Raw genomic sequence first — 14,145 nt, forward strand, 5'->3', positions numbered from 1 at the left:
TAATTTTGCTATCGTCAAATTTGGTATGACTTTCTATCTAAGATACTATGGAAAAGAAAACTTTACCTGCTCTTTCTTTCGGAAAGCGCTATTTTTTGTTGGTTACGCTACTTTTCAGTAGCCTCGCTGTTTTCGCCCAACAAGCGCGCTCGGTCAAAGGCAAAATTACCGATGAACGGAACGAAGGTTTACCCGGCGTCAGCATCGTTGTGAAAGGAACAACCAGCGGAGCGACGACGGATGCCAGCGGCCAGTACACCATTAACGTGCCCAGCGACCAGTCGATTCTGGTCTTCAGCTTTCTGGGGTATGAGTCGCAGGAAATCACGGTCGGAAACCAGGCCCTGCTGGACATTACCCTGAAAGGCGACAGCAAAACGCTGAACGAAGTGGTGGTGGTCGGTTACGGCACCCAGTCGCGGGAAGTGCTGACGACCTCCGTTTCCAAGCTGGACACCAAAGTGCTGGAGAACACGCCGTATGCCAACGCGGCCTCGGCCCTGCAGGGAAACATCCCGGGTGTTCGGGTGCAGGCCCCCGCCAACGGCGGTCAGCCGGGTGCAGCACCCCGGATTATTGTGCGCGGGGGAACCTCCATCAACAACCCCAACGGCGCGGCTCCGCTCTACATCATCGACGGGATCATTCGGACCAATATGAATGACATCAACCCCGACGATATTGAATCACTGCAAGTATTAAAAGATGCCGCTTCGACGGCTATTTACGGCGCCAGGGGGTCAAATGGCGTCGTAATCATTACCACCAAAACCGGTAAAAGCGGCAAAACCAAAGTAACCTATTCCTACGACCTGGTTTTCTCCCAACCGGGTAAAATGTATGAAATGGCCAACGCCCGCGATTACATTTATCTGCAACGGGTCGGGGCAATGCGCTCGGCAAAAAAAGACCCGACAGCCACCCGCCAATTGACACTGGCGACGGGTGCCGGAACCGGTAACGACCTGACGAACAATACGATTTACACGACTCAGTATCTATCGGACGCCAACAAACACAAGCTGAACGAAGGCTGGGAAAGTATGCCGGACCCACTGGATTCGACCAAAACGATCATCTTTCAGAATACGGACTACCAGAAACTAATTTATCAAAATGGCGTTTCGCACAACCATTATGTGGCGCTAACCGGTGGTTCCGACAAAGCGACCTTCAACGCCGGTGTCGGGTATCTGAACAATCAGGGAACGGTTATTACGACCAAGTATGATCGGTTGACGTTTAACCTGAACGGTGAGCTTAAAGTGCGGGACAACCTGAAGTTCTTCGGCAGAACCATGTTTACCCGCTCGACCAACAACGAGGTGTATGACATTGCGCAGATTTTTTACCGCTCAGCCGCCAACGTGCCGACCTCAAAACTGTATTATGAAGACGGAACCCTGGCACCGGGTGCCAGCCGGGGGAATGGGAATGCATCATACTTCCTGAACAAAGACAAACGGGGCAATTCCATCGAAAACATGACCCTGTCGGTCGGAGGTCGCTGGGATATTCTGCCGGGTCTGTCTTTTGAACCGCAACTCTCTCTTTATAAAGATACAAGAGATGGGTATTCCTTTTTACCATCGTATTTCAACGGGACAACGGCGGTTACAACGCGGGCGGCTTCGGCAAACTACTCCCGATTGACCCAGATGCAGGCTGATGCAGTTTTCTCGTATGACAAAACGTTTGCGTCCTCCCATAATCTGTCACTGAAAGCCGGTTTCTCTTATTTTGGAAGAAATAACTACGCCATGACCGCCAGCGGTCAGGGGGCGGCAACGGATCTGATTCCGACGCTAAATGCAGCCGCAACGCCGGTTTCGGTGGGTGGTCTTGTCAGTGACCAGGTGATTCTGGGCTACTTTGGCCGGGTCAACTACGACTACCAGCAGAAATACCTCTTCTCGCTGAACGCCCGCTACGACGGGGCCTCCAACCTCGGCGCCAACCACAAATGGGGTTTCTTTCCGGGGGTTTCGGTCGGATGGAACGTCCACCGCGAAGAATTCTGGAATGCCCTGCCCGCCGATCTGATTCAGTTGAAGCTACGGGGAAGCTACGGGGTTAACGGGAACATCAGCGGTTTGACGGACTTCCAGTCGCAGGGGGAATACGGCGTCGGAGCGCGTTATCTGGGCATTTCTGCCGTGCAGAATACCGTTATTCCGAACCCGTCGCTGAAATGGGAGCAATCCAAAACCTTCAACGTGGGGGCCGACCTCGGTTTGTTCAAAAGCCGGGTAAACATGATTGTCGATGTCTACCGGCGCGTGACCGACAACCTGCTGACCAGCCTGACGCTGCCGCCATCGACCGGTTTCTCCAGCATCTTTACGAACCTGGGTAGCCTGGAAAACAAAGGGATTGAACTCGAACTCAGCGCGCAGATTCTATCGCCCTCTTCCCCGCTCCAGTGGCAAATTGGCCTGAATGCGGCCAAAACCACCCACAAAATTCTGACATTGCCCTACAACGGTACCGAAAATAACCGCATCGGTGGCTATAATGTATTTGACCCTGCCAGCGGAACCTATGTCTGGGGAGGTGGTTTGCGCGAAGGTGGCCGGATTGGCGATCACTATGCCTGGAACCAGATTGGTGTCTATGCCACGGACGAAGCCGCCAAATCGGCACCGGTGGATCAGCTCATCACGTATGCCGATAAAACCAAATACGGCGGTGACGCTAATTTCCAGGATGTCGACGGCAATAACATCATCGACGAACGGGACCGCGTCTACGTAGGCAATCCGTTCCCGGTCTGGACGGGTGGTATTTCCAATACCCTGGCTTACAAGAACTTCAACTTTGTGGTTCGGATGGACTACGCAACGGGACATACCATCTACAATTATGCCCGGGCGTTCATGGACGGTCAGTGGGCCGGGGTGAGCATGACGCAGGAAATGGTCGAAAAATCCTGGAAAAGACAAGGCGACGTAGCCAGCATGGTGCAGTATCAGCCGGGTATCGGGAACTACAGCAACTGGCGCGGAACGGCAAACCACCTGACAACGACCAATTCCATTTACTACGAAACCGGCGATTACCTCTGCCTCCGGGAAGTTACACTCAGCTACAACGTACCATCGGCAGTCTTGCAACGCCTGAAAATCAGCAACCTGCGCTTCAACCTGACGGGCAACAACCTGCACTACTTCACCGGTTACAAAGGATTGAATCCGGAAGATGGCGACCGGGACAACGGACGGTATCCGATTCCGAAGAACATCGCTTTTGGCGCTTCTCTAACCTTCTAATCACGCACTGAACTATGAAATCACCTTATAAACTCGTTTCGGGAGTCTTGCTGGGGCTGCTGCTCAGTACCTCGTCCTGCACCGACCAGTTGATGCTCGACCCGACGAGCGTGATCACCAATGCTTCGTTCTGGAAAACGGAAGACGACGCCAAAGGCGGTTTGGCCGGGATGTATGTCAAACTACGGAATGAAGCCCTGCTCAATCTGTACATCTACGGCGAAGGCCGCAGCGAGGTGATGCAGAAGTCGCTGGCCGGTACGCTGGATTATGACCGCTATTATTTGAATACGCTGAACCAGGCCGCCACTGCACCCGATTGGATCGGCCTGTATTCGGGGGTCAATGCTGCCAACCTGATTTTAAAATACGCACCAACGATTACCTTCAATTCGGAAAGTACGAAAAACAGCACCCTGGCGCAGGCGTATGCGATGCGGGCTTATCTCTACTTTGTCATGGTCAGAACCTGGGGTGACTTGCCACTGCGGACCCTGCCCACTGAAGGCTATGACCCGGAAACGACCTTTCTGGAACGGTCGCCCGCTGCGGATGTTTTTAAGCTGATCAAAGAAGATATTGAAAAAGCTCTCCAACTTTTCCCGGACAACAACTTTACCAATGGCCGGAGCATGTGGTCAAAACCGTCGGTCAACGCACTGAAAGCCGATGTGTATTTGTGGACAGGCAAACGCGCCAACGGTGGACAAGCCGATTTCACGACAGCCCTGGCGGCCTGCGACGAAGTGGCCAAAGCCGACGTTTCGCTGCTGGCCGACTATGCCAGTCTGTTCAAATACACCAACAAAGGCAGCAAGGAAATCCTGATGTCGGTGGGCTTCCGGTATCTGGAAGTAGGCGATAACTACTTCAACAACATCTACATGGCCGTTGGGGCCTTGCCGGCCAACGCCGAGGCCGCTTCCAAAGCCATTGTGGGTGTTTCGGGCGGCAACAACGTCTGGGAACCCAGTGCGCTCGTCCGCAACCAGTTTTCGGTCGATGATCAACGCCGGGCCGGTACTTTTCACGAGGTCTATACGACCGGTGCCAATGGCACCCGCAACTATTTCATCTCGGTGCAGACGAAAGGACAGGGGACCGTTGAAGGGGGCGTCCGGTTTTTCGTCGACGACATCATTCTGTATCGTTATGCCGATGTGCTGTTGATGAAAGCTGAAGCCAAAAACGCCCTGGGTCAGGACCCCAGTACGGAAATGAATCTGGTGCGGCAACGGGCCTACGGGGCGAAATTCGATGCCTACAAATTTGTCAACGGAACCAAAGAGGCCAACGATGCGGCCATTTTGAAAGAACGACTGCTGGAACTGATGCTGGAAGGCAAACGCTGGTGGGATCTGGTCCGGTTTGGCAAAGCGTTCGACATCGTTCCCTCGCTACAGGCTCAAAAAGGCAAGGATCACCTGCTGCTGTTCCCGATTTCGAGCAACGTACTGAGTCTGGAACCGAAGATCAAGCAGAATCCCGGTTATTAAGTACCCACCCGGGCAACCAGCGCACATTTAAAACGTGCGCTGGTTGCCCGTTTTTTTCTGATCGCTCCCCTCCTCTGGAGAACTCCTAACCCCAATGAATAAATCTCCTCTTGTCATTCTGCTTTGCACCCTTTCGCTGGTTGGCAAAAGCCAACAACCGGGTGTTTCCTCCCTAAACTGGGAGGAAAAGAAAAACCAATCCCTTTCCGTCATCACGCCCGGCATTCCGGCCTATGGACAAACGGAAGTTGCTTATCAGCAGAATGGTAAGGAAAAATACCACGTCACGCTGGGGCAGCCCGTTGTCGTGGCAGTGGCCGATAAAGCAGTAGGCTGGGGCTATTTCCAGTTTCCAACCATTTACCGAAGCGTCGATGGCGCGCTGGTGGCATCGTGGGCCATGCACTCCGACCATGCCGAAAGCTATGGCAAGGACAGCAATGGCTACGCCGTTTCGACAGATGGCGGCAAGACCTGGACCCCTCACGCGGGTTCGCGACCGCTGGGCGACGGTTTGGTGTTGCCCAATGGCGACCGGATCAAGAACTATACGCCAGCCGCGATCGACACCAGCACCCTGAAACTCCCCAAAAAAGTGGGGACAACGCCGGAAACGTACGGCCGGAGTTTTTCCTATTATAAAGTGGATGAATTACCGGAAAAGCTACAGGGCGTTTACATCAACCGGCTGAAAAAAGGCCAAAAAGAATGGACGCTGGAACACAACCAACTCATTGATCCAACGGCGGTTCGCTACACGGATGACAAACTTTTTCCGCTCGTCTGGTGGGGCGACATGCGAATCGAGTCCACGAAGGCAATCATGACGGGCACCTACCCCGGTTTTTCGCTCCAAAATGGAAAAGTGGCCGCATCCGGGGTGCATTTTTACCGATCGACCGACCAGGGCAAAACCTGGAAAATCGTCGGCCGAATTCCCTACGCGCCGGATTTGACCCATGACCCAAACGGCAACAAACGACTCGCACTGGGTTTTACGGAACCCGCGTTCGAAATTCTGAAAGACGGTTCTTACCTCTGCGTCCTGCGAACCACCGACGGGCTGGGCAACAGCCCGATGTACGTTAGCCGGTCGACCGATCGAGGAGCTACCTGGAGCCACCCGAAGGCGTTTACCCCTTCCGGAGTGTTGCCCAAACTGCTCCAGTTAAGCAACGGCGTCACGGCTTTGGCTTCGGGCCGCCCCGGAATGCAGCTCCGTTTTTCAACGACATCGAACGGCCTGCAATGGACCGATGCATTCGAAATGCTGCCCTTCGGAGACCCAAAAGACCAGGTTTCCTGCGGGTATCCTGAACTGTTAGCAACGGGTCCAAACAAGTTTTTACTGGTTTACTCGGATTTCAAATACAAGAACGAAAAAGGCGAAATCCGCAAAGCCATCAAGGTTCGGGAGATCACGGTGTCTCCCCGTTGATATACCCCCAACCGTGCGACGGTCCGACCCCTAAAGGGGCTTTAAAATCCGCATGCGTTAGCCCCCTTTAGGGGTCGGACCGTCGCACGGTTGGGGGTGAATTTCTGTTTTCACAATGCAAAATCAAATGACAAAACCCTACTTCCTGCTTCTTTTCGGGCTTATTTTGGGCGGCTGCAAAATCGCCCAAAAAGCAGCGGCTCCCGCCCTGGAATGGACCGAACGAAATGAGCCCCTTTCCGTTATCAGGCACGGGATTCCGGCGTATGGCAAAACCGATGTTCTGTATAAACAGAATGGCCGGAAAAAATACCGGGTAACGCTGGGTGAACCGGCGGTGGTGAGTGTCGCCGATAAAGTGGAAGAATGGGGCTTTTTCCAGTTTCCAACCATCGCCGGCACCGCCAACGGGGCGATTCTGGCCAAATGGCACATGGCCAAAGACGCCATGGAATCCTACGGAAATACCCTGTCTCCCTCGTCCATCTCCACCGACGGCGGCAAAACCTGGCAACAAAACCCGAAAAGCTGGGAAGAAACCGGCGCCGATGAAGGGTTATTGCTGCCCAATGGCGATCGTATTAAAATCCTGACCCCAACGCCCCTCAAAGAATCCGAGCTGGCGATGCCGAAATCACTGGGTTCGATAACCCGCAGAAAATACGAACACAAATTTTTTAAACTGACCGAACTCCCGGCGAGTCGGCAGGGGGTTTTTCTGGCCCGCCGGAAGAAAGGCGAAACCGCCTGGCAGGAAGAACACGCGGCACTCGATGATCCGCAGGCCCTGCGCTACAGTCTGCGCGGCATGGTGCCGGTGGTGTGGTGGGGCGATATGAAAGTAGCCGCCGATGGCGCGGTTGTGGCCTGTATTTATCCGGGATTCCACATTCGGGAAGACGGAAGCGTGGACCCGAAAGGCGGGGTTTTCTTCTATCGTTCCACCGATTCGGGGAAATCCTGGAAAATCCTGAGCCGCATTCCGTACCAGCCCGACACCAAAATCGACACCAACGGCGTGAACAAGTATTGGTTTACCGAACCGGCTTTTGAAATTCTGGCCGACGGTACCTACCTCAGCGTCATCCGTTCGCACGACATTTACAGCGGTCCGATGTACGCTAGCCGTTCCACCGATCAGGGTAAAACCTGGACCAAACCAAAGGTCATTACACCCAACGGTGTGCTGCCCCGGTTGCTGCAACTGGAAAACGGCGTGACGGTGGTTTCGGCCGGTCGCCCGGGCGTTCAGCTCCGGTTTTCGAACGACGGCAAAGGCGAAACATGGACCAATGGCTTCGAGATGATGCCCTTTGATGCGTTTGAGTCCTTGCCTTTTGAAGTCAGTGACCGGGGCAAAACCGAGCCGGTTTCCTGCGGCTACACGGGTTTGCTGGCAACCGGGCCAAACAAATTCCTGGTGATTTATTCCGACTTTATGCACAAGAATGCGCAGGGCCAAACCCGCAAAGCCATCAAAGTGCGGGAAGTGACGGTTGCTCCGCTTTGATAAGTGACTACTTTTTCGGGATAGTGGCTGATCGCATAGCGATCGAATGTCTGTAGCCGGATTGCCTTTGTTGTTGCCGTGATCGCGTAGCGATCGAACCTGTTCTGGCGGGTATGTTCGGTCGCTATGCGACCAGGATTCATTCCCGGCAAGGATTCTCCTACAAACATTTCGTCGCTACGCGACAGGGATAAATAAAACGGTTTTGAAATTCTCAATTTTATAGAACATGGATTATCGCAACTGGCTTTTTCTGGTACTTTATTTTGGCTATACGGTTTCCGCCGGAGCAGTGGATTGGAACGTAAATAAGGCAAAAAAAGACCTGGTAGTCGCTGACTCGAATCAGACGGCGAAAGCAAAAAAGAAGCCGAAGAAAGACGCCGTCCCTTTTTTATACAGCCCGCAGGCAGCTCCAACCCCAACGTTGCTGTTTGATTATTACCACCGCAAAGGACCCAGCACCAAAGTCGGCAACTACATGGTGACCGGTTCCTGGACCACGATCAACGGTCGCTACGGCTGGGATGATTTTGTGCACACCAACACGTTCGACCCGGTTTTTGTCGCGCTGGAAAAAGAATTTGCCATTTCAATGGCGCAGGAACCGTATTCAGAAACCCTGCTGGCGACGAAAGACGCCGTTGTCATTGTCAATCCCGACAATCCGAAACTGGACCCCACGGCCAACCTCATCACCGATGCCGAGATCGCGATGCTCCGGCGGTATGTCGAGAAGGGCGGCAGTTTGATGGTGATGATCAACAGCGGGGGCGACGACCGGGCCGCCGAAGATTTTGAAGGCATCCAGTTGCGCAAACTGGTGCGCAGTTTCGGCCTCGACTGGAACAGCGACGACACGCATTATTCCGATGTGGCCATCGGCGAAAACCACCCCTATTTCTACGACGTACCCATTTTCCACTACGGCTCGGGTTGCACGCTTAAGATTTTACCGGAAGCCAAAAATCCGACGGTTTTGATGCAGGTCGCGTCCGACGCGGGCTACCCCGACCGCAACGTCAAAGGCCCCGGCATCGTGATGACGCGACCGGGAAAAGGGAAATTCATTCTGGTGGGCGACAACGGCTCGTGGACCGGCAATATGTCGCGCCCCTGGGCCGAAAACGAACGGATTCTGAAGCAGTTGTTCCGGTATTTAAAACCCGATCAGGGCGTTAAAGCCCCCCAGTTACCCGCGGGCAAAACCTTCACTTACGAAGTAACCGTGGCCGAGTTGCAGGGTATTCCGGTGACAAACACGCTGACGAAAGTCGAACGTCCTCATTTCAAGCTATTTTCGCCCCGACCGGCCACCAACATGCCGTACCTGGAAGCGACGGCCAGCCTGACGCTGAAAGTGGGGAAACACGGTGCCGAAGAAGCCGCTCCGCTGACCGCCGAGGTGAACGGTTTTCGGTGGTTCGAAGAAGATTCTCAGGAAAAACAGCAGATCAGTTTCGTGGCCAGTCGGCAGGGAAAAGTGAGTCAGATCGACGCGAAGGGCCACGCGGCTCAGTGGCTGGCGCCGGATATTCCGGTGTTGGTGCCCCTACTGCCGGTGGATGGCATTCGTCCGGGCGATTACTGGGAAAGCCTTGAGACCGTGCGGGTTCCAATGCTGAACGGCACAGATTTGCCGCCGGTTAAACCGATTACCATGAGCATGACTTACATCAACGACACCGAGCTGGCAGGCCGGGCGTGTCGGTTGATTCGGGCCACTGGCGAAGTCTGGCTTAGTGATCTGGGCGTCCGGGTGGAAGATTTGTTACCCGACCAGGAAGCCCGGCAGGTGGGCGGTTCCCGCTACCGGTTTTTCAACGAGCACGGCGGGAAGATTCTGTACAAACGCGAGCAGTGGGTGGACCGGGAAACCGGAACCGTGATCAAGGGCCGGGTGCAAACGCGGATTGTGGCCTGGATTCAGGACAAGACCGTCGCTGTCGGCAGCAGCAACGCCGTCAAAGACCAGCAGATGATCGTGTCGATGGCCCACAGCACCACGTTTAATCTGAAGGAAGCAAAATGAGAGGTCGACTAGCCGAAAACATAGTTTCTGTTGTTCTGATCGCAGAAACGCTATTTTCTTCGCTCACGATGGCGCAGGAAAACCGGGCGTCCAAAGTGCCGTTTTACACCTTTGGAACGACGCTGGCGGAGCAGGAAAAGCAGTTGAAAGTCAATCCGATGCTAAAGCGGTTTGATGCTTCCCGCAAAGAACTCGCCGAAGATCACCACCGGCCCACGTACCATTACGTGAGTCCGGAAGGAATCATGAACGATCCGAACGGGTTGTGTTTCTGGCAGGGCCGCTGGCACATGTTCTATCAGGGATTCCCGCCGGAGGATCCGCGCGTGCATTGGGGCCACGTCGTCAGCACCGACCTCATTCACTGGCGGGATTTGCCCTACGCCATTTACCCCAATCCGGAAGACCGGGTGTATTCGGGAACGACCTTCGTGGAAAAAGACCGGGTGATTGCGATGTACCACGGGGTTGGCTCCGGTTCTATGGTGGCAACTTCCACCGATCCCTTGCTGCTGAACTGGACCAAGCTGGGAAACAAACCGGTGATCCCGATTCCGAAACCGGGCGAACAATTACCGTACAACGTTTTCGACCCGGCCATCTGGAAAAAAGGCGATCAGTATTACAGCGTGCTGGCCGGGCAGCGTCCGGTGGGGCCAGGCAACAAAATGGTTCGGGCTCTTTTTCTGTTTCGGTCAACCGATCTAGCAAACTGGCAGTATTTGCATCCCTTCATCGAAAACGACGGTTACGGGATGGTCGGCGACGACGGTGCCTGTCCGTATTTCTGGCCGATTGGCAACAAAGGGAAGTATATTCTGCTGCATTTCAGCCATATGAGTGGCGGAAAATACCTGCTGGGCGATTATGATCAGGTGAACGACAAATTCATCGTTACGGATGGCGGCAATTTCAACCACGGGCCGATGTTGCCCAACGGCGTTCATGCGCCCTCGGCGTATCCCGACGGAAAGGGCGGTATTAACGTCATTTTCAACATCAACGAAGGCAAGGCCGACAAAACCTGGGGCCGGATTATGACGCTGCCCCGGCTTTTGACGCTGGACGAAAACGGAAAATTACTGATGTCTCCCGCGGGCGACATTGCGTCTTTACGCTCGAAAAAAGTAACCGTGGCAGAAACGCCCTTGCCCGACAATCAGGAAATCGTGCTGTCGGCGGTTTCCGGGAATGCGCTGGAAATGCACGCGGTCATTGATCCGAAAAACTCGCCAACGATTGAGCTGAACGTCCTCCGTTCGCCGGGGAAAGAGGAATACACCCGCATTCTATTCTATAAAAACGGCGGTTTCTGGGATCGGTCCGTGCCGGGAAAAGCCGTCCAATACAGCGCCATCTCGATTGATAATTCCACCGCTTCTACGCTGGAGGGAGTTCGATCGCGGGTGCCGGAAACCGCTTCGGTCTTGATCAATGAAGGCGAACTGATCGACCTGCGGATTTTTGTGGATAAAAGTATCGTGGAGGTTTTCGTGAATGGTCGGCAGTGCGTGGCGGTGCGCATGTATCCGGGTCGCAGCGACAGCCAGGGCGTTTCCATTCAGGCGCACGGCAGCCCGGCCACGCTCAAATCGCTGGAAGCCTGGCAAATGGAAAATCTGTTCGCCAAACCGTAAGATTGATACAATCATTCAGAAACCGCCCGGCTAACTGGTAATCCCTTCGGTAACTTTGAAAAATAGTACAACAAATCGAAACAAAAGTAGCAGGATGACTAATGGACAAAACTTAATTTTGCATACGTTCCATCGCAAAGAATAAAATACCATTCAATTTTAAATTGATAAACGAAATCCGATAACCCTACCCGCCCTCATGACCGTAAACCTGAAAAGTGCCTGCTCGTTTTTTCTGCTTTCGGGCGTTGTGGCCCTCGGCCTGATGTCATTTGTTTCGGAAAACGCCCCTGCCCCTCAAACCACCGATGTCCCGCCCGCCCGGAAAGTGAAGGATTTCGTAATTTACAAAGACGAGCGGTTTTATGCTTCGTTTCCGTCGATTGTCAAAAAACCAAACGGCGAGTTGTTGCTGGCCTTCCGGCGGGCTCCGGACCGGAAAGGGTTTGGCGAAAAAGGCACGACGCACGTAGATCCGAATAGCTACCTGGTGGCACTCCGGTCGAAAGATGGCGAAAACTGGACGAAAGAACCGGAACTGATTTACTCCCACACCTTCGGCGGTTCGCAGGATCCTTGTCTGATCCAACTGAAAAACGGCGATATTCTGTGTGCCAGTTACGGCTGGGCGTTCCTCCGACCCGAAGGTATGGCCAATTTGAAAAAACCGTATTTTGAAGCGGGTGGTGCCATTTTTCTGGGTGGTTATCTGGTTCGTTCGACGGACGGCGGCAAGAACTGGCAGGGACCGATTTATCCCCCGCATATTACCCCCGAAATCAACTTCAGTCCGCTTGGTGGCGTACCCATTCCGGCCTACAACCGGGGGGCGTTATACGAAGGCAAAAGCGGTCGTATCTATTGGGTAGTGGCATCCAGCGATTCCCAGTCACCGAAGAAAACCTCGAACCACCTGATCGTTTCGGACGACAAAGGACTGACCTGGAAATACCAAAGCGTCGTAGCCATCGACGATAAAATAACCTTCAACGAAGCCTCCGCCTACGAAACGCCCAAAGGCGACATCATTGGTTTTTTGCGCACCGCGAATATGGACGATCAGGCGTGTATTGCCCGCTCGACCGACGGCGGAAAAAGTTTTAAATGGGAATCGATGGGCTTTCAGGGCCATCCGATGCAGGCCACGCGGCTGGCCGACAACCGGGTGTTGCTGGTCTACGGCTACCGCCATAAACCGTTTGGCATCCGCGCCCGCATTCTGAATGCCGAGTGTACCGACTTTAAAACCGCTCCCGAAATTGTACTTCGCGAAGATGGCGGCAACGGCGACATTGGCTATCCCTGGTCGGTGCAACTGGATAAAAAACGCGTGCTGGTGGTCTATTACTACAACCTGGACAACAGTACCCGTCACATTGCAGGCTCGATCCTGGAGCTACAATAAATCAACACCCCCCACCCCCTGAAGGGGGCTAATACATCCGGATTCAAAAGCCCCCTTTAGGGGGTGGGGGTAGGTAATCTCCGAAACCTTTTATGAAAACCGATACGCTCGCTATTCCCCCGAAAGTTTCCGCCCTGCCCGCAGGGGCCTGGCTGGCCGTAGCGCTTCTCTGCGTGGTCGGCTGTCTGAATTACCTCGACCGCACCATGATCACCACCATGCGCGAATCGATCAAGACGGCCATTCCGATGACCGACGCGCAGTTTGGGTTACTGACGGCGGTGTTTTTGTGGATATATGGCCTCATGAGCCCTTTTGCCGGTTTTCTGGCCGATCGCTACAACCGCAGCCGGGTCATCATCGGCAGCCTCTTCGTCTGGTCGCTGGTTACGTGGCTGACTTCCCAGGCCACTACTTTCAACGAATTGCTGGCGACCCGGGCGCTGATGGGCATTAGTGAAGCCTGCTACATTCCGGCCGCCATGGCCCTCATCGTCGATTACCACCGGGGTTCTACCCGCTCGCTGGCGACGGGTATTCACATTGCCGGGGTCATGGTGGGGCAAAGCCTCGGTTTTGTCGGTGGCATGATTGCCGAAAGTCACGACTGGAGTGTTGCTTTCAGCGTTTTCGGGCTAGTTGGCGTGGTGTATTCGGTCATTCTGCTTTTCTTTCTGCGGGATGCACCCAACCCGGTGGAAACCCCAAAAACCGCTACACAATCGGTGATTCCTGTCCGGTTCGGCGATGCGGTTCGTCATTTATTCAGCAACTCTTCGTACCTGATGCTGCTGATTTTCTGGGGCTTGCTGGGTGTACTCGGCTGGCTGATCGTAGGCTGGTTACCAACCTTTTATCAGGAGCAATTTAATCTTTCACAGTCGCAGGCCGGTTTGTACGCAACCGGTTATTTTCACACCGCGGCCCTCGTCGGCGTTCTGACCGGTGGCGCTTTGGCCGACCGGGTGAGTCTGAAAAACCCGCGTGGACGGATTCTGGTGCCGGCCATCGGGCTCTGTATTGCCGCTCCGGCCATTTTTCTGGCGAGTACGACGGATATTCTGCCAGTAGCCATCGTCGGATTTGTGTTTTACGCCTTCACCCGCGTGTTCAGCGACGCCAACATGATGCCCATTCTGTGTCTGGTTTCCGACCCGCGTTACCGAGCCACCGGCTACGGAATTCTGAACCTGTTTAGTTGTATTATCGGCGGGTTAGGCCTCTATGCGGGTGGTGTTTTGCGCGATGCGCAGGTCAGTTTCAGCCAGATATTCCAGGTTGCTACCGGACTGCTGGTTATCTGTGCAATTATTTTATTTACGCTCAAACCCAAACTAAATCCCGAACAGTAACGCAAT

At 54.1% G+C, this 14,145-nt stretch carries 8 protein-coding genes; all 8 read left to right on the top strand.

Annotation, left to right across the window (positions count from 1 at the left end):
• Positions 1-47: 47 nt before the first annotated feature.
• The 8 genes from DUE52_RS02720 to DUE52_RS02755 all read left to right on the top strand — a co-directional run bounded on the left by DUE52_RS02720 (position 48) and on the right by DUE52_RS02755 (position 14,139).
• Positions 48-3,269 carry a SusC/RagA family TonB-linked outer membrane protein gene (locus DUE52_RS02720; RefSeq protein WP_114404411.1) on the top strand — a complete coding sequence of 1,074 codons (3,222 nt, stop codon included), beginning with the start codon at positions 48-50 and terminating at the stop codon, positions 3,267-3,269.
• Positions 3,270-3,283: 14 nt separating this feature from the next.
• The gene (locus DUE52_RS02725) at positions 3,284-4,765 is read left to right on the top strand and encodes a RagB/SusD family nutrient uptake outer membrane protein (protein WP_114404412.1); all 1,482 of its coding nucleotides are present in this window, start codon (positions 3,284-3,286) and stop codon (positions 4,763-4,765) included.
• A 94-nt stretch (positions 4,766-4,859) separates the two neighbouring features.
• Positions 4,860-6,203, top strand: coding sequence for a sialidase family protein (locus tag DUE52_RS02730; RefSeq protein WP_114404413.1), 1,344 nt, complete (start codon positions 4,860-4,862; stop codon positions 6,201-6,203).
• Between the two features lie 127 nt (positions 6,204-6,330).
• Complete coding sequence (locus tag DUE52_RS02735) at positions 6,331-7,713, top strand: sialidase family protein (RefSeq protein ID WP_165840848.1); 1,383 nt, start codon at positions 6,331-6,333, stop codon at positions 7,711-7,713.
• Between the two features lie 229 nt (positions 7,714-7,942).
• Positions 7,943-9,745, top strand: coding sequence for a hypothetical protein (locus tag DUE52_RS02740; RefSeq protein WP_114404415.1), 1,803 nt, complete (start codon positions 7,943-7,945; stop codon positions 9,743-9,745).
• Positions 9,742-11,382: a glycoside hydrolase family 32 protein gene (locus tag DUE52_RS02745; RefSeq protein ID WP_222930247.1), complete on the top strand. Its 1,641-nt coding sequence runs from the start codon at positions 9,742-9,744 to the stop codon at positions 11,380-11,382. The genes DUE52_RS02740 and DUE52_RS02745 overlap by 4 nt, the downstream gene beginning before the upstream one ends.
• 199 nt (positions 11,383-11,581) lie before the next feature.
• On the top strand, positions 11,582-12,787 hold the full coding sequence (locus DUE52_RS02750) for a sialidase family protein (protein ID WP_229312044.1): 1,206 nt from the start codon (positions 11,582-11,584) through the stop codon (positions 12,785-12,787).
• A gap of 92 nt (positions 12,788-12,879) precedes the next feature.
• Positions 12,880-14,139: a spinster family MFS transporter gene (locus DUE52_RS02755; RefSeq protein ID WP_114404417.1), complete on the top strand. Its 1,260-nt coding sequence runs from the start codon at positions 12,880-12,882 to the stop codon at positions 14,137-14,139.
• Positions 14,140-14,145 lie beyond the last annotated feature (6 nt).

Origin of the sequence: Larkinella punicea (genome assembly GCF_003334855.1) — a bacterium.
GTDB lineage: Bacteria > Bacteroidota > Bacteroidia > Cytophagales > Spirosomataceae > Larkinella > Larkinella punicea.

What these genes read in the sequence shown, in the direction of transcription:
- DUE52_RS02720 (WP_114404411.1), top strand. Translation starts at nt 48, where the DNA reads ATGGAAAAGAAAACTTTACCTGCTCTTTCTTTCGGAAAGCGCTATTTT.
- DUE52_RS02725 (WP_114404412.1), top strand. Translation starts at nt 3,284, where the DNA reads ATGAAATCACCTTATAAACTCGTTTCGGGAGTCTTGCTGGGGCTGCTG.
- DUE52_RS02730 (WP_114404413.1), top strand. Translation starts at nt 4,860, where the DNA reads ATGAATAAATCTCCTCTTGTCATTCTGCTTTGCACCCTTTCGCTGGTT.
- DUE52_RS02735 (WP_165840848.1), top strand. Translation starts at nt 6,331, where the DNA reads ATGACAAAACCCTACTTCCTGCTTCTTTTCGGGCTTATTTTGGGCGGC.
- DUE52_RS02740 (WP_114404415.1), top strand. Translation starts at nt 7,943, where the DNA reads ATGGATTATCGCAACTGGCTTTTTCTGGTACTTTATTTTGGCTATACG.
- DUE52_RS02745 (WP_222930247.1), top strand. Translation starts at nt 9,742, where the DNA reads ATGAGAGGTCGACTAGCCGAAAACATAGTTTCTGTTGTTCTGATCGCA.
- DUE52_RS02750 (WP_229312044.1), top strand. Translation starts at nt 11,582, where the DNA reads ATGACCGTAAACCTGAAAAGTGCCTGCTCGTTTTTTCTGCTTTCGGGC.
- DUE52_RS02755 (WP_114404417.1), top strand. Translation starts at nt 12,880, where the DNA reads ATGAAAACCGATACGCTCGCTATTCCCCCGAAAGTTTCCGCCCTGCCC.